The sequence below is a fragment of the Streptomyces sp. NPDC018947 genome (assembly GCF_044390505.1).
GTDB lineage: Bacteria > Actinomycetota > Actinomycetes > Streptomycetales > Streptomycetaceae > Streptomyces.
Genome location: NZ_JBIRZD010000015.1, coordinates 113,590 through 131,478, shown reverse-complemented (window position 1 = coordinate 131,478; position 17,889 = coordinate 113,590). Strand labels below are relative to the sequence as shown.

The window sequence follows — 17,889 nt, the reverse complement described above, 5'->3', positions numbered from 1 at the left end:
CGGTCAGCCCTGCTGGAAAAGCTCCGCCGGGAGCGGCTTCAGCAGGGCGTACAGGTCGTCGGTGATGGGGCGGTCCCAGGCGGCGATGGTCACCAGGACGCCGTCGCTGCGGTCGAACTGCACACAGGAGATCCGGCTCTCGGAGAGCTTGAGGCGGCGCACGATGAGCAGGTTGTCGCCCTGCATCACCGGGACGTCCTCGGTGCCGACGACGGTGATCTCCTCGTCGTTCTCCAGGGCGAGGAGGAGCTGGCCCACCTCGAAGGGGATCTCGCCCTCGGGGACGTCGCGGGCCGGGGAGCCCTCCGGCAGATTGCCGATGATCATGGCGGGGCCGCGGCCGCCGAACAGGTCGTAGCGCAGGAAGACGCCCTGGCAGCTCCCGTCGGGGGCGGGCAGCAGTCCGGCGCCCAGGTTCCCGGGCCAGTCACCCGGGTCCATGGCCAGTACGTCGAAGTCGGGCCCGGCGGGCGTGGCACTGCGGCGGCGGAGGAACGACATGCCGCCATGGTACGTGGCCGGGCCCCCCGGACGGAGTGCGGGCGGGCGTCCGGTGCGCGCGGTGCCCGGCGGCGGGTGCGCCGGGTCGCCGGCGAGCCGTGCGCGCTCACTCCTGCGCCGGGGCGGGTGGCACCACCGCGACCGGGGACGCCGCGTGCAGCAGGACTGCGTGGGTGACCGACCCCATCATGCGGGCGGGGGCCAGCAGCCGGCGGCGGTGCCGGCCGACGACGACCAGGTCGGCGTCGCGGGAGGCGGCGACGAGGTGCCCCGCCGCGTCCCCGGCCAGGACGGACGTGTCGGCGCGGACGCCGGGGTGGCGTCCCCGGTAGGGCGCGAGGCAGCCGTCGGCCAGGACACGGGTCTCGCTCTCGACGGAGACCTCGTCGATCACCAGAGGCATCATCTGGCCCGCGGCGGCCCAGGTCTGCACCGGCCAGGGGTAGGCGGCCACGACCTGGAGGCGGGCGCCACGCCGCTCGGCCTCGGCGAAGGCGAAGGACAGCAGCGCGTCGTCGGGGCTGTCCACGAGCAGGCCGACGACCACCCTCGGGCCGGGCTCGGCCGGTGGCTCGCCGTGCACCTCGCGGCCGGGGCGGGGCACCACGACGACGGGGCATTCGGCGTCCCGGGCGGCGGCCATGCCGTTGGAGCCGAGCAGCAGGCTGGCGAAGCCGCCGCGGCCCCGGGAGCCGAGCACCAGCAACTGGGCGTCGGCGCCCAGTTCGGGCAGGACGGCGCCCGGTACGCCCTCCATGCTCAGGTACTCGGTCCGCGGCGCGCCGGCCCGCTCGCCCAGGTGGGCACGGGCCTCCTCGAGCACCGGGTCCTCGCCGGTGTCCGGTGGGCCCGCGACCAGCACGTCGGTCTGCGCCCAGGCGGCGTACTGCCGTACGTGCACCACCCGCAGCGGCGCCCCGCGCCCGCGGGCCGCGTCGAGGGCCCAGTCCAGGGCGCGCAGGCTGTCCTGCGAACCGTCGACCGCCGCGATGACCGGCAGGGTGCTCATGGGTTCCTCACCTCCGGGAGTACGACCTTCCCCCCTCGGACGCCAGCCTCGCTCAGGCGTCGGCCCCGACGGGGCGCTCACGGTCGCGTGTCCGGAAAACGGGGCGGAACACCCCCGGATCGGCCGGACGGCTCCGGCCTCGGTTCCTCGCCCCGCCGGGTCAGGTGAGGTCGAACTCCCCTTCCCGCGCTCCGGAGACGAACGCGCCCCACTCCGCGGGGGTGAAGATCAGGGAGGGGCTGCCCGGGCTGCCGCTGTTGCGCATGGCGATGAACCCCTCGACGAAGGCGATCTGGACATCCCCCAGGCCCCGGCTGCTGGACTGCCACTGCGCGTTGCTGAGATCCAGCTCCGGCTTGTGCCAGCCCATGAGCGGGCGCTGGTGGGTGGTGCTGTCGGCCACGTCCGTGCTCCTCCCTCTGTCGTCGTCCGCGGGCCAGCCTAGCGACCGGTCCGGACGGCCGACAGGCCGCACGAGGGGCTCCTTTCGGGGGATCCGCGCCCCCGCTTCCCGGTGCCGGACGGCTCAGCCGTCCCCGAGGAAGGCGGCGACCCGGTGGACGAAGCGGCGCGGGTCGTCGAGCCAGGGGTAGTGCCCGGCTCCCTGCTGGACCGCGACCTCGGCGTGCGGGAGGACGCGGGCGGCACGCCGGGCGAGTTCCGGACGGGGCCCGCCGTCGAGTTCGCCCGCGAGGACGAGGACGCGGGCGGTGCAGCGGGCGAGGGCGGCGCGGGTGGCGGGCGGGTCGAAGGCCTCCGGGGACAGGAAGACGTCGGCGGCCTCGTCGTTGGTCTCCTCGTCGCCGCGGGCCTCGTGGGCGCGGGCGGTGTCGTCCCAGCGCCCGTGGAAGAAGGGGGCGAAGGCCGGGTCGTAGTCGCCGGTCCCGGCCGGCCAGGCCCGGAAGGGCCCGTACGCCTCCTCGAACCAGGGTTCGTCCTCGCGCAGCAGCGCCGCCGCGAGCCGGTCCTCGGCGGTGGCGGGCATCCCGAGCGCCCACGGCGTGGCGGTGACCAGGACGAGCCGCCGGACGCGGGTGGGGTGACGGGCCGCGTACAGCAGGGCGAGGCTGCCGCCCGCCGAGTGCGCGAGGACGTCCATGCGCTCCAGGCCGAGGTGGACACGCAGTGCCTCCACGTCGTCCACGAGCCGGTCGCAGCGGTACGTCGCCGGGTCCGCGGGGACGGCGGAGTCGCCGGTGCCGCGCAGGTCGAGCAGGACCAGGCGCCGGTGGTCCGCGAGACCGCCGAGGTCGCCCAGGTAGGCGGAGGCCCGCATGGGGCCGCCCGGCAGGACGACCAGGGGCTCCCCCTCGCCCCGGACGTGGTGGGCGAGCGGGGTCCCGTCGTACGCGGTGAAGATCGGCATGGCGTCGATCATGACCGCCGCCCGCATCGCGCCGCAACGGGGTTGCCGCGCCGCCGCCGTCAGGATCCGAGGATCTCGCCGGCCGGGGTGAAGCGGTGCGCGGACGGCTCCAGCGCCTCGTGGAGGTGGCCGAAGTACTCCGTCTGCGCGGTCCCGCCGAGCACCGCCGAAAGGAAGGCGAGGCATCCGGTGTCGTGGTGCTCCCACAGGGGGCCGCGGCCCTCGTTGCAGAGGACCGTCCAGTCGTCGGGATGCCGCCCGGGGAGCACCAGCCAGTACAGGAAGGCGCCCGTGCCTTCCTCGTGCGCCCACGGCAGGACACGCGCGCCCTCCTCCAGCAGGCAGGCGGGCCTCTCCTCGCCCGCGCCCCACAACCGGGCGAGTGTCCCGTCCTGTTCGGCGGTCCGGGCGAGCAGGTCGCAGTCGTCGTGGGCGGAGCCGGGCACGAGCAGCCAGACCATCTCGTCGAAGACGCCGTCGCCGTACGTCTCCACGAGCCGCTTGTAGTCGGAGGGCAGCGCCGTGCCCAGGGCCCGTTCGGCCCCGGCCCAGTCCACGGCGGGCGGCGGCCCGGTGGGCGGCGGGCACATACGGACGAGTGCGTCGAGCGCTGTCACCCGCCGGACCCTATCGGAGGGGGCGCAGGCGCGGCCGCACGCGGTCCTCAGGAACCGGCGAAGCGGTCGCGCAGCTCCCGTTTGAGGATCTTGCCGCTGGCGTTGCGGGGCAGGGTGTCGACGAACAGGACCCGCTTGGGGGCCTTGAAGGGCGTCAGCCTGTCGCGGGTGTGGGCGATCAGTTCGTCCTCCGTGACCTCGCCGCGGCGGACGACGACCGCCGTGACCGCCTCGATCCAGCGTTCGTCGGGCAGCCCCACCACGGCGGCCTCGGCGACGGCCTCGTGGGTGTAGAGGGCGTCCTCCACCTGGCGGGAGGCGACCAGCACGCCGCCGGAGTTGATGACGTCCTTCACCCGGTCGACGATGGTGAGGTAGCCGTCGGCGTCCCGCACGGCGAGGTCGCCGGAGTGGAACCAGCCGTCGCGGAAGGCCGCTTCGGTCTCCTCGGGCTTGTCCCAGTAGCCCTCGCACAACTGCGGGGAGCGGTAGACGACTTCGCCGGGGGTCCCGTCGGGCACGTCCTTGCCGTCCTCGTCGACCACCCGTGCCTCGACGAACAGGACGGGCCGGCCGCAGGAGTCCATGCGGCCCTCGTGCTCGCCGGGGCCGAGGACGGTGGCGAGGGGACCGATCTCGCTCTGGCCGAAGCAGTTGTAGAACGCCAGGTGCGGCAGGCGCTCGCGCAGGCGCTCCAGCACGGGCACCGGCATGATCGACGCCCCGTAGTAGGCCTTGCGCAGGCCGTCGAGGTCGCGGGTGGCGAAGTCGGGGCGGCCCGCGAGGGCGATCCACACCGTGGGCGGCGCGAACAGGCTGTCCACGCGGCCGGCCTCGATCAGGTCGAGGAGGCGGTCCCCGTCCGGGGCGTCCAGGATGACGTTGGTCGCGCCGACGGCGAGGTAGGGCAGCAGGAAGACGTGCGTCTGCGCCGAGTGGTAGAGGGGCAGCGCGTGCGCGGGGCGGTCGTCCGCGGCGAGGTCCAGCGCGGTGATGGCGCTGAGGTACTCGTGCACCAGGGCCCGGTGCGTCATCATCGCGCCCTTGGGCAGCGCGGTGGTGCCCGAGGTGTACAGGAGCTGCACCAGGTCCTCGCCGTCGGGCTCGGGCCCGTCGTACGCGGGTGCCGCGGCCAGCAGGTCGAGCAGGGAGCCGTCGGCGTCGCGCAGCGGCAGGACGGGCACGCCCTCGGGCAGGCGTCCGGCGAGGTCCGGGTCGGCGAGGACGAGCGCGCTGCCGGACTGGCCGACGAGGTAGGCGAGGTCGTCGCCGGTGAGGTTCTGGTTGACGGGGACGTGCACGAGGCCGGCGCGGGCGCAGGCGAGGAAGGCGATCAGATAGGCGTCGGAGTTGTGCCCGTAGGCGCCGACCCGGTCGCCGGGCGCCAGTCCGCGCTCCCTCAGGACGCTCGCCGCGCGGGAGACCGCGGTGTCGAGTTCCTCGTACGTCCAGGTGCGGTCGCGGTACTCCACCGCGACGCGTGCGGGGGTGCGGCGGGCGCTGCGTCGCAGCACCCCGTCGACCGTGCTGCGGTGTCCGGGCTTCATGAGCTGATCCTGGGCCGGGCGGCTGGGCGGGTCAAGCCACCCGGCGCGGAACGTCCGGGCCGGTCGGAAGCGGGTCACGTCGCGCTGTCGGGAGCGGGACGTCCCGTCGTCCCCCACGCCGAGGGGGTGCGCCGGGCCGGGCCGTCCCGCCGCCCGTGCGGCGGGCACCGTGCGCCCACGGCCCCCCGGGTCCCGCGCGACCCATTGACACGACCCGTCACTGACAGGAAAGTTTCACTCCGCACGGCGATCCGGGAAAGATACTTTCAGCTTCGGCGGCGGGAGGCTCTTCGATGGCCGGTCAGGGGACGAGCGGATTCAGCCGACGGCAACTGGGCGCCGGGGCCCTGGCGTTGGGCGGTGCGCTGGCCATCGCCCCGTTCGCGGCCGGACCCGCGCGGGCCGCCGCGGACAGGTCCGGCCACCCGACCCTGAGCCGCGGTTCGGCGGAGCGGGCCGGGCTGCTGCGCGGACACCTGCGCCAACTGGTCAGCGACGCCGAGGCGTTCCTCGGCCCCTCCCCCAAGCACCCGTGGTACGCGGGCGCCGTGCTCCTCGCCGGGCGCGGCGGCACGGTGGCGCTGCACGAGCCGATCGGCATGGCGGTGCGCTACCGGGCGTACGACGAGGCGACCGACACCGGCGTGGAGTTCCCGGCCGGGCAGCAGATCCCCATGGCCGAGGACACGGTGTTCGACCTGGCGTCGATCTCCAAGCTGTTCACCTCGCTGCTCGCCGTGCAGCAGATCGAGCGGGGAGCACTGGAGCTGGAGGCGCCGGTCGCCTCGTACCTGCCGGACTTCGGGCGTGCGGGCAAGCGGGACGTGACGTTACGTCACCTGCTGACCCACACCTCGGGTTTCCGTGCGTGGATCCCGCTCTACAGCGCGCCGACGTACGAGGAGAAGGTCCGACTGGTCTTCGACGAGGCGCCGGTCAGCCCGCCCGGCACCGCGTACCTCTACTCGGACCTGAACATGATCTCGCTCCAACTGGTGCTGGAGGAGGTCACCGGCCGCACGCTGGACGTCCTGTTGCGCGAGGAGGTCACCGGCCCCCTCGGACTGCGCCGCACGCGCTACAACCCGCCCGCCTCCTGGCGGCCGAAGATCGCGGCCACCGAGGACGCCCGGCGGCCCTGGTCCGGCCTCGACCGGGGGCTGGTGTGGGGCGAGGTGCACGACGAGAACGCCTTCAGCCTGGGCGGGGTCGCCGGCCACGCGGGGGTGTTCTCCTGCGCGTGGGACCTCGCGGTGCTCGGCCGTACCCTCCTGAACGGCGGCGTCTACGGGCGGGCGCGGATCCTGCGGCCCGAGTCGGTGGAGCTGATGTTCACGGACTTCAACACCGACTTCCCCGGCGACGAGCACGGCCTCGGCTTCGAGCTCTACCAGCACTGGTACATGGGCGCCATGGCCACCCCGCGCACGGCCGGGCACACCGGCTTCACCGGCACCTCGCTGGTGCTCGACCCGACGACCGACTCGTTCCTGGTGGTTCTCGGCAACTCCGTCCATCCGGTGCGCAGTTGGCGTTCGGGGTCGGCCCCCCGGGTCGCCGCCGGCACCAACATGGCGCGTGCGGTGCCCGTCCGCCCGGCGCACGGGCGTACCGCCTGGTTCTCGGGCACGGCGAACTCCGCGTCGGCCACCCTCACGCTGCCCGCGCTGGACACCTCCGCCGGGCGGGCGCGGCTGCGGTGCGCGCTGTGGTGGGACACCGAGCCCGGGTCGGACCCGCTCGCCCTGGAGGCCTCCACGGACGGCGGCGCCACCTGGCGGCCGGTGCCCTTCACGACCACGCGCCGCGGCGGGGAGCCCGAGGCGCATCCGGCCGGCGCGGTCTCGGGGTGGTCGGGGCGCGCGTGGCACCGGCTGACGGCGGAGCTGCCGGCCGCGCGGGGGCTCGTCCTGCGCTGGCGGTACACCACCGACCGGCTGTACGTGGGCCGCGGGGCGTACGTCGACGGGCTGCGCCTGGAGGCGGCCGACGGCGTCCTGTTCGACGGCGCGCGTCCGGCGGACGCGGCGCGGATCGAGGCGGTGGGCTGGACGCCGTCGGCCGACTAGACCGGGCCCGGGCCGGCCTCCGCGGCGGGGCCGGCCCACGGGGGCGGGGCTATCCGTTGAACACGGCCTTCTGCACCTCGTTCGGCCCGTCGAAGCGGTTCTCCTTCAGGCCGTCGAGACGGCTGACGACCTTGTCGTCGGCCTTGTTCCTGCGGGCGCAGTCGACGAGCGCCTTCTTGTCCGCCGGGTAGTCCATGCCGCTGAGGGCCTTCTGCAGGTCGATGGGGCTGAGGTCCGCCATGACGGGCTCCTTGTCGTACGGATCATGCGTCCGGAATTTCCGTTATGTCGCGGTACCCGGACCGGCCCGACACATGCGTCCGGTCCCCCTCTCAGCCGTGCTCCAGGACGGCCATCGCCGCGTTGTGCCCCGGCACCCCGCTCACCCCTCCCCCGCGCACCGCGCCCGCCCCGCACAGCAGGACGTTCGGCTGCCCGGTCTCCACACCCCAGCGGCCGGTGCCCTCGGCGGCATGGGGCCAGGACAGCTCGCGGTGGAAGATGTTGCCGCCGGGCAGCCGCAGGTCGCGCTCCAGGTCCAGCGGCGATCTGGCCTCGATGCAGGGCCGTCCGTCGGCGTCGGTGGCGAGGCAGTCCGCGAGGGGCTCGGCCAGATGGGCGTCGAGCTGGGCGAGCGTCGCCTTCAGCAGCTCGTCCCGGACTGCGTCGTTGTCGTGGGCGAAGAGCCGGGCGGGGGTGTGGAGACCGAACAGGGTGAGGGTGTGCAGGCCCCGCTCGGCGAGGTCGGGGGCGAGGATCGTGGGGTCGGTCAGCGAGTGGCAGTAGATCTCGGAGGGCGGCGCGGCCGGCGGCTCGCCGGCCGCGGCGTCGGCGTAGGCGGCGGCCAGTTGCTCGTAGCCCTCCGCGATGTGGAAGGTCCCGGCGAAGGCCTCGCGCGGGTCGGCCGCGGGATCGCGCAGTCTCGGCAGCCGCGTCAGCAGCATGTTGACCTTGAGCTGGGCGCCCTCTGCGGGCGCGGGCGGCGCCTGGCCGGCGAGGGCGGCCAGCTCGCGCGGCGCGGCGTTCACCAGGACGTGGCGCGCGGCGGCGACGCCCTCGCCGTCGGCCGTCCGGTAGGTGACCTCGGCCGTCGTCCCGTCCGTGTCGACGCGTACCGCCTCGTGCCCGGTGGCGAGCACGGCGCCCGCTGCGCGCGCCGCACCGGCCAGGGCGTCGGTGAGGGCGCCCATGCCGCCGACGGGGACGTCCCAGGCGCCCGTGCCGCCGCCGATCACGTGGTACAGGAAACAGCGGTTCTGCCGCAGCGTGGGGTCGTGGGCGTCGGCGAAGGTACCGATCAGCGCGTCGGTGAGGGCCACTCCCCGTACCAGGTCGTCCGCGAAGTGCTCCTCGATCGCGACGCCGACCGGCTCCTCGAACAGGGCCCGCCAGGCGTCCTCGTCGTCGATCCGGCGGCGCAGCTCGTCCCGGGTGGGCAGTGGTTCGGTGAGGGTCGGGAAGACCCGGCGGGCGACGTGACCGGTCATGCCGTAGAAGCGCTGCCAGGCGGCGTACTCCCGGTCCGCCCCGGTCAGCGCGGCGAAGGACTCCCTGGTCCGCCGCTCGTCCCCGCCGACCAGCAGACCGGTGGGCCGCCCGTGCCGCTCGGCCGGCGTGTACGAGGAGACGGTGCGGGCGCGTACCCGGAAGTCGAGGCCCAGGTCCCGCACGATCTTCGGGGGCAGCAGGCTGACCAGGTACGAGTACCGGGACAGCCGTGCGTCGACCCCGGCGAACGGGCGGGTGGACACGGCCGCGCCCCCGGTGTGCCCGAGCCGCTCCAGCACCAGCACGGAGCGCCCCGCTCGGGCCAGGTAGGCGGCGGCGACCAGTCCGTTGTGGCCGCCGCCGACGATGACGGCGTCGTAGGCGCGGGAGGCGCGGGGCGGGGTCATGGCTCTTGGTAGCACGAGGGGTCGCCGGGCGGCCAGGGTCCGGTCAGGGGTACGGCCGGTGGGCCCCCCGGCGGGGCGCACGGGGAGGCCGGCCCGCCGGTGGGTGCGCATCAGCAGGGCGGTGCGCCTGGAACCCCTGCGCGAACGCCCCCGTGCCGACGCCACCCGCCGCCAGGACGACGTCCTCGCCCTCAGCCACAGCCTGCACGCCGAGCCGGAGACCGCCTACGAGGAGCACCGGTCGGCCCGGAAGATCGCCGACCTGGTGGAGGCCGCCGGGCCGGACGTGACGCGGGGCGCCCACGGTCTCGACACGGCGGCGGCCCCGTACGGCCGTCCGGCACCCGCCCGCCCGGACCGGCGGCACCGGACCCGCCCGGGTCAGCGCAAGGTGTCGAGGAACTCTCCGCAGGCCCGGGCGCAGGCGCGGCACGCCTCCGCGCTCTCCTCGGCGCCCTGCTGCTTGTCGAAGACGTGCGCGCTCTCCAGGCACACCTGGCGGCACCACTCCACCTGGACGCGGATGGCGGCCTCGTCGACCTGGTTCTGCTCGGACAGCACCCGGCAGGTCGCGTCGCACACCTCCGCGCACATGATGCCCTTGCGTCGCACGAGCTCCTGGTACTCCGTCCCGTCCGGGTCGACGAGGCTCGCCCGCACCGCGCACGCCCGCGCGCACTCGGCGCAGGCCTGCGCGCAGGCGAAGCGGTCCTCGAGGAAGCGGAACAGTTCCTGCTGGGAAGTCGTCGGTGTCACACCTCGCGGGTTGCCGCCGGGTCCGCCGCCAAACCCCGGAGGCCGGTGTTCCCAAGGGCTCGGGCCCGTTTTCCCGGGGGTCCGGAGGGCACCCGGGAGCCCTCCGGAAGCAGGAACCCGACGACGCACGGAGGTGTGCACCCATGCCGGGACGAGAGGAACTGCCGTCGACCCTGGAACGGTCCCCCGAGGAAGCCCGGCGCACCTGGATCAAGGCCCACGACTCGGCGGTCGAGGAGTACGGCGAGGGCGAGCGGGCCCACCGGGTGGCCTACGGGGCGCTGAAGCACAAGTACGAGAAGGTCGGCGACCACTGGGAGCGCAAGGAGGGCGGCCGGAAAGGACCCTCCGACCCGCAGTCGGCCCGGCCCCGCGGCCAGGGCGGACGCAGCGGCGAGGGCGTGGACGAGAGCGCCTCGAAGGAGCACCTGTACGGCATCGCGAAGCGGCTGGAGGTGTCGGGGCGCTCGCGGATGAGCAAGCCGGAACTGCTCGCCGCGATCCGCAAGGCGAACCGTTCGCGGACGCGGGCCGCCCGGTCGGGCTGATCAGGTTGGCCGCGGGACCGACGGGTACCCGCGCTCCATGACTAGCGCATCGATGGACATGGCCGCGGGCTCCGGCGCCGCCGGCGTCTGGCTGGTGGTGGCGGCCGTCGTGGTGGTGGCGGTCCTGATCGGCGCCTTCGCCTTCGGCAGCCGCCTCAAGCGCAGGGAGTCACCGCCTCCGCTGCCCGAGGAGCAGCCCCGGATGCCGGACGGCGGACCGGTCCGCGAGGTCCGGGAGAACAGGGAGCCCGAGGAGATGCCGAGGAGCGACGAGCGGACCCTGCCGCACGAGCTGAGGCACCAGGGCAGCCGCACCGCGTCCGGCCAGGACCGGCCGCGCTGGGGCGAGGGCAGCAGCGGTTCGTTCGGCGGCGGCGGGCCGGGCGGCGCCCGCTGACCCGCCGGACGCTGGCCCGCCCCCGGCCGGGCCGACGTACACACCGACGCACACGCCGTCGCACACAGGGAAGTGAGAACCATGGCCGACCACGCCCGCGAGACCCTGCCGCTGCCCGACTACGACCACCTGCCGATCGGCGGGCTGGAGGGCCGCATCCGGTCCCTGGACGCGGACCAGGTGGAGGAACTGCTCGCGTACGAGCGGTCCCACGCCCACCGGCTCCCGGTGACGGAGATGCTGGGTGCCCGCCTGGAGCAGTTGAGGTCCGGGGCCCAGCCGTCCTCCGGCGACCCGGGCGCGCTGCGCCCGGAGCAGGGGCAGGGACGCAAGGGCTCGCCCGTGACCCCCGCGACGTCCCCGCAGCCGTTCAGCGCACCGCCGCACGGCACCCCCGACCAGCGCGGCAGGCCGAAGGGTGACCGTACGTAGTGCGGATGTAGGAGGAGCGTAGTTTCCGGCACGGACGGCAGGGAACCCATGCGCCGTGCTGTTGAAGAAGAGAAGGGCCCGCGCTGGCGCGCGGGCCCGTCGCGCGGCCGAACACACCGTCGACTGGGCCGACGGCCGCCTCCCCGTGTCCGAGAGCGGCGGGCTGCTGCGCAAGGCCTTCCCCGAGCACTGGTCGTTCATGCTGGGCGAGATCGCCCTCTACAGCTTCGTCGTCCTGCTGCTCACCGGGGTCTGGCTGACCCTGTTCTTCCACCCCTCGATGACGGAGATCGTCTACAACGGCTCGTACGAGCCGCTGCTCGGGGTGCGCATGACGGAGGCGTACAGCTCGACGCTGGACATCAGTTTCGACGTGCGCGGCGGGCTGCTGATCCGCCAGATGCACCACTGGGCGGCCCTGGTGTTCCTGTCGGCCATCGGGGTGCATCTGCTGCGGATCTTCTTCACCGGCGCCTTCCGCCGTCCCCGGGAGGTCAACTGGCTGATCGGCGTCACCCTGTTCACGCTGGCCCTCGCCGAGGGCTTCGCCGGCTACTCGCTCCCCGACGACCTGCTGTCCGGGACCGGGCTGCGCATCGCGCAGGGCATCATGCTCTCCATCCCCGTGGTCGGCACGTACATCAGCATGTTCGTGTTCGGCGGCGAGTACCCCGGCCACGACTTCATCCCGCGGCTGTACTCGGTGCACATCCTGCTGATCCCCGGCCTGCTGCTGGCGCTCGTCACCCTCCACCTGGTCCTGGTCTTCTACCTGAAGCACACCCAGTGGGCGGGGCGGGGCCGCACCGAACGCAACGTGATCGGCAAGCCGATGTTCCCGCAGTTCGCGGCGAGTTCGACCGGCCTGTTCCTCATGGTGTTCGGGGTGCTGGCCGTGCTCTCGGCGGTGGCGCAGATCAACCCCATCTGGGCGTACGGCCCCTACCGGACCGACATCGTCTCCACGGGCTCGCAGCCTGACTGGTACGTCGGCTTCCTGGAGGGCTCGCTGCGCCTGATGCCGCCCTTCGAGACGACGGTGGCCGGGCACACCCTGATGTGGAACGTGCTGGTCCCGGCGGTGCTGCTGCCGCTCGCCCTGTTCGCCGTGCTGTACGCCTACCCGTTCTTCGAGCGGTGGGTGACGGGCGACCACGACGAGCACCACCTGTGCGACCGGCCCCGCGACATGCCGGTGCGGACCGGTCTGGGCGTCGCCGCGATCGTCTTCTACGCCGTGCTGCTCGCCGCGGGCGGCAACGACATCATCGCCCACACCTTCGACGTCTCCCTGAACGTGCTCACCTGGGTGTTCCGCATCTCCCTGGTGGTGCTGCCGCCGGCCGCCTTCGCGGTGACCAAGCGGGTCTGCCTGGCGATGCAGGAGTCGGAGCGCGACCGGCTGGCCGAGGGCGAGGAGACGGGCGAGCTGCGGCAGACCCTCGCGGGCGGCTACGCCGAGAGCCACGAGCCGCTCGGCGCGGAGGAGCGCCACGTCCTGCGGTCGCGCAGGGAGCCGGCGCCGCTCGCCCGGACCGCGCCCGGCGAGGAGGCACCGCACGTCGGCCGGCTGCGGGCGACGCTCAGCCAGTGGTACTACGACGACCGGGTCGACGCCGGCGGGGAGGAGACGGAACCGGAGCCTTCCCCGGGCGACGTGGAGCGCTGAACGCCCCGGCCGGCGTACTGGAAGACCAGGCCGAACACGGCGGGGACGAGCACGCCGAAGCCGATCAGGGCGAGCCACAGGCCGAAGACGATGCCGAGGGCGAGGAGGACCACGCCCAGCGCGACGGTGATCGGCCACGGGCTGTGGGGCGGGAAGAAGTCCAGCGGGCCGGCCCCGTCGGCGACCTCGGCGTCGGCGAGGTCCTGGGCGCGCATGCCGCGCTTGTGGTGCTGCACGCGGCAGAAGAACGCCACGAGCGAGGCCATCAGGAAGGCGACCGTCAGGGCGACGGTGCCGGCGGGCTCGGCCGACCACCAGCCGTACAGGGCGGCGGTGACGGCGAAGAAGGCGGCCACACCGGTGAAGAGACGGGCTTCGGTCCTCACTGCACGTGCCTCTGGTCGTGTCGGGTGATGTCGGGGTGGTGCAGGTCGAACGCCGGGGACTCGGAACGCACCCGGGGCAGGGACGTGAAGTTGTGGCGCGGGGGCGGGCAGGAGGTCGCCCATTCGAGGGAACGGCCGTAGCCCCAGGGGTCGTCGTGCTCCACCGGGGTGCCGTGGCGGTGGGTGCGCCACACGTTGTAGAGGAACGGCAGGGTCGAGGTGCCCAGCAGGAACGCGCCGATGGAGCTGACGGTGTTGAGCGCCGTGAAACCGTCGGCGGCCAGGTAGTCGGCGTAGCGGCGCGGCATCCCCTGCTCGCCGAGCCAGTGCTGGACGAGGAACGTGGTCTGGAAGCCGACGAAGAGCGTCCAGAAGTGGATCCGGCCGAGGCGTTCGTCGAGGAGTCTGCCGGTGAACTTGGGCCACCAGAAGTAGAAGCCGGCGAACATCGCGAACACGACCGTGCCGAACAGCACGTAGTGCAGGTGGGCGACGATGAAGTACGAGTCCGTCAGGTGGAAGTCCAGGGGCGGCGAGGCGATGATGACACCGCTCATGCCGCCGAGCAGGAACGTCACCATGAAGCCGAGCGACCACAGCATCGGTGTCTCGAAGGACAGCGAGCCGTGGATCATCGTGCCGATCCAGTTGAAGAACTTCACTCCCGTCGGTACCGCGATGAGGAACGACATCACCGAGAAGAACGGCAGCAGCACGGCTCCGGTGGCGAACATGTGATGGGCCCACACCACGGCGGACAGCATGGTGATGGCGATGGTGGCGCCGATGAGGCTGACGTAGCCGAAGATCGGTTTGCGGCTGAAGACCGGGATGATCTCGGAGACGATGCCGAAGAACGGCAGCGCGACGATGTACACCTCCGGATGGCCGAAGAACCAGAACAGGTGCTGCCACAGCAGTGCCCCGCCGTTCGGCGCGTCGAAGATGTGCGCGCCGAACTTCCGGTCGGCCTCCAGCGCGAACAGGGCGGCCGTCAGCACGGGGAACGCGGGCAGCGCCAGGATCGACGTGAACAGCACGTTCCAGGTGAAGATCGGCATCCGGAACATGGTCATGCCGGGTGCGCGCAGGCACACGATGGTGGTGATGAAGTTGACCGCGCTGAGCGTGGTGGACACACCGCTCACCACCAGGCCCATGGTCCACAGGTCGCCGCCGGGTCCCGGGCTGAACCTGGCGCTGTTCAGCGGCGCGTAGGCGAACCAGCCGAAGGAGGCCGCCCCGCCCGGGGTGAGGAAGCCGGACACCACGATCAGGCCGCCGAACAGGTACATCCAGTACGACAGGGCGTTGAGCCGGGGGAACGCCATGTCCGGGGCGCCGATCTGCAGCGGCATGATCGCGTTGGTGAATCCGGCGAACAGCGGGGTCGCGAACAGCAGCATCATGATGGTGCCGTGCACGGTGAAGAGCTGGTTGTACTGCTCGGCGGAGAACAGTTGCAGCCCGGGCCGGGCGAGTTCACTGCGCATCAGCAGGGCGAGGACGCCGGCGAAGAGGAAGAACGTGAACGACGTCGTCATGTAGAGATTGCCGATCACCTTGTGATCGGTCGTGGTCGCCCACCGCACCAGTACGCGCCCGAGCGTGCGGTTCGTCCGCTGCCGCGCCGGTGCCCGGCGCGGCGGCTCGGTCCTCTCGTCCACCGCCATGCGGCGGAGGGTACCCAGGGGTCCGGGCGTCAGTCGCAGGGCCACGCCGCAGCGGCGCGGGGCATCCTCGCAGGCTACGGCGCGGAACCCGCCGCCGGGGTGTCGTCCCAGCTCAGACGGTGCGAGCCGGCGCCGGGCGGGGGACGGTGGGGGTGGGCCACCCGGGGGGTGGGGGTTCCCTGACGGCGCGTCGGGCGTGGCACGGGGGACGGGCGGGGATCGGGCGGAGGTGGTCAGGCCGTGGGCTTCGGGACCGCGGGCGTGGCGGTGGCCGGGCCGGGGCAGTCGTCGCTCGAGCGGCCCGCGAGCCGGCCGCCGGGCTGCTCCACGGTCACCTGCACGCTCCCCAGTTCGGGGTCCTGGTGCAGCCGGGCGCCGGCGACCGTGCAGGCCAGTTGGTCGACGGCGGTGTCGCTCAGTCCCGCGGCGGCCTCCGGGAGCTGGACGGTGACGCTCGCGCCGTCGGTGCGCAGGGTGGGCACGGTGCTCAGGCGCGGCAGCCCGGTCGTCAGTCCCCGTCCGCGTTCCTCGGCGTCGGGGCCCTTGAACAGCATCAGCACGGTGGTGCCGAGTTCGGCCGGGCCGGGCACGGTGCGGGGCACGGCCACCAGGGAGCCGTCGTCCAGGAAGTAGAGCGGGACCGTGGTGAACGGCAGGGCCCGGGTCTCGGTGGGGGCGGGGGTGCTGCCGGGCGGTTCGAGGACGCCGGTGGCGGGTTCGCCCGCCTCGACCACCCCGGTCGCGGGGATGTCGCAGGCCGACAGCGCGAGGGCCGCCGTCAGCAGGGCGGGCAGCGCACGGCGGACGTTCATGACCGGTCCTCCTCCTTCGCCGGGTGGCCCGCCCCCCGCGCGGTGCCGTCCTGGCGCAGGGGGAGGACGACCGTGAAGACGGCGCCGCCGTCCGGGTGGTTGGCCGCCCGGACGGTACCGCCGTGCAGGCGGACGTTCTCCGTGGTGATGGCGAGCCCGAGCCCGCTGCCCTCGCTGCGCGCCCGGGCCGAGTCGGACTTGTAGAAGCGGTCGAAGACGTGCGGCAGGACGCTGTCGGGGATGCCGTCCCCGCTGTCCTCGACCTCGATGACCGCGGATCCCTCCCCGCCGGTGCCGTCCTGCCGGCGCAGGTGCAGGCGGACCGGGGGGCGGCCGTGGCGGAGGGCGTTGGCGACGAGGTTGGCGACGACGACGTCGAGGCGGCGCGGGTCGACGCGGGCGCGCAGGGTGCCGGGTTCCGGCAGGAGGGTCTCCACCGTGTGCGTCCAGCCCCGGGTGGCGAGCGTGCGCCGTACGGACTCGGCGAGGTCGATGTCGTCCAGGTGGAGGGCGGCGGCGCCCGCGTCGAACCGGGAGATCTCCATGAGGTCGTTGACCAGGGTGGCCAGCTTGGTGGTCTCCTCGCTGATGAGGCGTACGGCCGTCGCGGTGTCCTCGTCGAGGCCCGCGGCGTCCTCGTCCAGCACGTCGGTCACCGCCGACATCGCCGCCAGCGGGGTGCGCAGCTCGTGGGAGACGTCCGCGGCGAAGCGCCGGGCGCCGGCCTCCATGCGGCGCAGTTCCGCGACCGAGCCCTCGAGGGCCTCGGCGGTCTCGTTGAAGGTACGGGAGAGGTCGGCGAGTTCGTCGGTGCCCTGGACGGTGAGCCGGGTGTCGAGGTGGCCCTCGGCGATGCTGCGGGTCGCCCGGCGCAGTTCCCTGACCGGCCGCAGCACCCCGCGGGCGGCCAGCAGGGCGAGGAGGACGGCCAGGGCGAGGGCCGGCACGGTGGCGCGTTCGGTGGCGGTGACGAGGGCGTCGACGTACCCCTGCTCCTCGCTCTGGGGGACGGTCAGGTAGACCTCGAGGCCGGAGGCGCGGCCGGAGGTGCCGTAGGGCCCGGCGAAGGTGACGGGCATGCCGACGACGAGGGAGGACCGGCCGTCCCGTGTCACCCGCTGGAAGACCGTGGCGCGGCGCGAGCGCACGGACTCGCGCATGCCCGGGGACAGCTCGCGGAAGGCGTCCGCGGGAACGGAGGTCGCGCTCAGCTCCCGGTAGACGGCCAGCACCCGCCAGTTCTGGGAGCGTCCGCCGCGGGCGACGTCGGTGGCGAAGGTCTCCAGGTCGCTCCCGTCGGGCGGGAAGCGGTAGTTGGGCACCAGGATGTTGACCCGGTCGCGGAAGTCCTCGATCACCGTGTCCTGGCTCTGCTGGAGGATCCCGGTCCGCGCCTCGCGGAAGGTCAGCGCGCCGGTGGTCACCGTGGCCGTGGCGGCGACGAAGGCGAAGGCCACCACCAGCCGCACGCGCAGGCCGCCCAACGCGCGCAGGAGCCGCGGGACCCTCACCGGGTGCCGAAGCGGTAGCCGAAGCCGCGCACGGTGTGGATGTGGCGCGGCTGCCCCGCGGGCTCGCCGATCTTGGAGCGGAGGCGTTTGACGCACGCGTCCACGAGGCGTGCGTCGCCGTGGTAGTTGTGCTCCCACACGGCCTCCAGGAGCTGCTGGCGGCTGAACACCTGACCGGGCGAGGCGGACAGGGTGAGCAGCAGCCGCAGTTCGGAGGGGGCGAGGGCGACGGGCCGCCCCCGGTGGGTGACGGTGAGTCCGGCGCGGTCGATGGTCAGGTCGCCGTGGTGCTCGGTCCGGGGCCCGCCCCGGTCGTCCGGCGGGCCCCCGGCGCGGCGCAGCACCGCGCGGATGCGGGCGTCCAGGACGCGGGCGCGGACGGGCTTGACCACGTAGTCGTCCGCCCCGGCCTCCAGACCGACGACGACGTCGGTGTCGTCGCCGCGTGCGGTGGCCATGATGATGGGCACCTGGTGCTGGTCGCGGATGCGGCGGCACACCTCCAGTCCGGACATGCCGGGCAGCATCAGGTCGAGGACGACGGCGTCGGGCCGGAACGTGCGCAGTTCCCGCAGGCCGTCCTCGCCGGTCGCCGCCGCGGCGACCTCGTGTCCCTGGCGGCGCAGGGCGAGTCGCACGCCCTCCCGGACGGCGCGGTCGTCTTCGATGATCAGGACCCGTGGCATGAGTCTCAGTATGCG

19 protein-coding genes are annotated in these 17,889 nt (G+C 73.7%); 5 read left to right on the top strand and 14 right to left on the bottom strand.

From position 1 onward, the window contains the following. Positions 1-3: 3 nt before the first annotated feature. The 6 genes from ACH499_RS26600 to ACH499_RS26575 form a co-directional block, all read right to left on the bottom strand. Positions 4-501 carry a hypothetical protein gene (locus tag ACH499_RS26600; protein WP_356201339.1) on the bottom strand — a complete coding sequence of 166 codons (498 nt, stop codon included), beginning with the start codon at positions 499-501 and terminating at the stop codon, positions 4-6. Positions 502-607: 106 nt separating this feature from the next. Continuing rightward, complete coding sequence (locus tag ACH499_RS26595) at positions 608-1,510, bottom strand: universal stress protein (protein WP_399018812.1); 903 nt, start codon at positions 1,508-1,510, stop codon at positions 608-610. A gap of 160 nt (positions 1,511-1,670) precedes the next feature. Beyond that, the gene (locus ACH499_RS26590; RefSeq protein ID WP_392834892.1) at positions 1,671-1,880 is read right to left on the bottom strand and encodes a DUF397 domain-containing protein; all 210 of its coding nucleotides are present in this window, start codon (positions 1,878-1,880) and stop codon (positions 1,671-1,673) included. Positions 1,881-2,036: 156 nt separating this feature from the next. Then, positions 2,037-2,876, bottom strand: a complete 840-nt coding sequence (locus ACH499_RS26585) for an alpha/beta fold hydrolase (RefSeq protein ID WP_399018811.1) — start codon at positions 2,874-2,876, stop codon at positions 2,037-2,039. Between the two features lie 59 nt (positions 2,877-2,935). Further along, positions 2,936-3,493, bottom strand: coding sequence for a hypothetical protein (locus ACH499_RS26580; RefSeq protein WP_399018810.1), 558 nt, complete (start codon positions 3,491-3,493; stop codon positions 2,936-2,938). 47 nt (positions 3,494-3,540) lie between these two features. Then, the gene (locus ACH499_RS26575; protein WP_399018809.1) at positions 3,541-5,040 is read right to left on the bottom strand and encodes an acyl-CoA synthetase; all 1,500 of its coding nucleotides are present in this window, start codon (positions 5,038-5,040) and stop codon (positions 3,541-3,543) included. A gap of 293 nt (positions 5,041-5,333) precedes the next feature. Here ACH499_RS26575 and ACH499_RS26570 point away from each other — a divergent pair, with 293 nt between their 5' ends. Beyond that, positions 5,334-7,109, top strand: coding sequence for a serine hydrolase (locus tag ACH499_RS26570; RefSeq protein ID WP_399018808.1), 1,776 nt, complete (start codon positions 5,334-5,336; stop codon positions 7,107-7,109). 49 nt (positions 7,110-7,158) lie between these two features. Here ACH499_RS26570 and ACH499_RS26565 read toward each other — a convergent pair whose 3' ends face one another. The 3 genes from ACH499_RS26565 to ACH499_RS26555 form a co-directional block, all read right to left on the bottom strand. Further along, positions 7,159-7,350 carry a DUF2795 domain-containing protein gene (locus tag ACH499_RS26565; protein ID WP_356201351.1) on the bottom strand — a complete coding sequence of 64 codons (192 nt, stop codon included), beginning with the start codon at positions 7,348-7,350 and terminating at the stop codon, positions 7,159-7,161. A gap of 91 nt (positions 7,351-7,441) precedes the next feature. Next, entirely contained in the window at positions 7,442-9,004 is a 1,563-nt protein-coding gene (locus ACH499_RS26560) for a phytoene desaturase family protein (RefSeq protein WP_399018806.1), read from the bottom strand. A gap of 381 nt (positions 9,005-9,385) precedes the next feature. Next, on the bottom strand, positions 9,386-9,760 hold the full coding sequence (locus ACH499_RS26555) for a four-helix bundle copper-binding protein (protein ID WP_356201355.1): 375 nt from the start codon (positions 9,758-9,760) through the stop codon (positions 9,386-9,388). 143 nt (positions 9,761-9,903) lie between these two features. Here ACH499_RS26555 and ACH499_RS26550 point away from each other — a divergent pair, with 143 nt between their 5' ends. The 4 genes from ACH499_RS26550 to ACH499_RS26535 all read left to right on the top strand — a co-directional run bounded on the left by ACH499_RS26550 (position 9,904) and on the right by ACH499_RS26535 (position 12,806). After that, positions 9,904-10,308 carry a ChaB family protein gene (locus tag ACH499_RS26550; RefSeq protein WP_399018805.1) on the top strand — a complete coding sequence of 135 codons (405 nt, stop codon included), beginning with the start codon at positions 9,904-9,906 and terminating at the stop codon, positions 10,306-10,308. Between the two features lie 37 nt (positions 10,309-10,345). Next, positions 10,346-10,705: a DUF6479 family protein gene (locus tag ACH499_RS26545; RefSeq protein WP_356201359.1), complete on the top strand. Its 360-nt coding sequence runs from the start codon at positions 10,346-10,348 to the stop codon at positions 10,703-10,705. A gap of 81 nt (positions 10,706-10,786) precedes the next feature. After that, positions 10,787-11,137 carry a hypothetical protein gene (locus ACH499_RS26540; protein WP_356201361.1) on the top strand — a complete coding sequence of 117 codons (351 nt, stop codon included), beginning with the start codon at positions 10,787-10,789 and terminating at the stop codon, positions 11,135-11,137. 55 nt (positions 11,138-11,192) lie between these two features. After that, positions 11,193-12,806 (top strand): cytochrome bc complex cytochrome b subunit, encoded by a 1,614-nt coding sequence (locus ACH499_RS26535; RefSeq protein ID WP_399018802.1) that lies wholly within the window; start codon positions 11,193-11,195, stop codon positions 12,804-12,806. Here ACH499_RS26535 and ACH499_RS26530 read toward each other — a convergent pair. The 5 genes from ACH499_RS26530 to ACH499_RS26510 form a co-directional block, all read right to left on the bottom strand. Continuing rightward, entirely contained in the window at positions 12,734-13,192 is a 459-nt protein-coding gene (locus ACH499_RS26530; protein WP_356201365.1) for a cytochrome c oxidase subunit 4, read from the bottom strand. The genes ACH499_RS26535 and ACH499_RS26530 overlap by 73 nt on opposite strands. After that, complete coding sequence (gene ctaD, locus ACH499_RS26525) at positions 13,189-14,865, bottom strand: cytochrome c oxidase subunit I (protein ID WP_399018799.1); 1,677 nt, start codon at positions 14,863-14,865, stop codon at positions 13,189-13,191. The genes ACH499_RS26530 and ctaD overlap by 4 nt, the downstream gene beginning before the upstream one ends. 233 nt (positions 14,866-15,098) lie before the next feature. Beyond that, a complete protein-coding gene (locus tag ACH499_RS26520; protein WP_399018797.1) occupies positions 15,099-15,677 on the bottom strand; it encodes a hypothetical protein in 579 nt (192 codons plus the stop codon). Then, positions 15,674-17,188 carry a sensor histidine kinase gene (locus ACH499_RS26515; protein WP_399018795.1) on the bottom strand — a complete coding sequence of 505 codons (1,515 nt, stop codon included), beginning with the start codon at positions 17,186-17,188 and terminating at the stop codon, positions 15,674-15,676. The genes ACH499_RS26520 and ACH499_RS26515 overlap by 4 nt, the downstream gene beginning before the upstream one ends. Continuing rightward, entirely contained in the window at positions 17,185-17,874 is a 690-nt protein-coding gene (locus ACH499_RS26510) for a response regulator (protein WP_399018793.1), read from the bottom strand. The genes ACH499_RS26515 and ACH499_RS26510 overlap by 4 nt, the downstream gene beginning before the upstream one ends. Positions 17,875-17,889 lie beyond the last annotated feature (15 nt).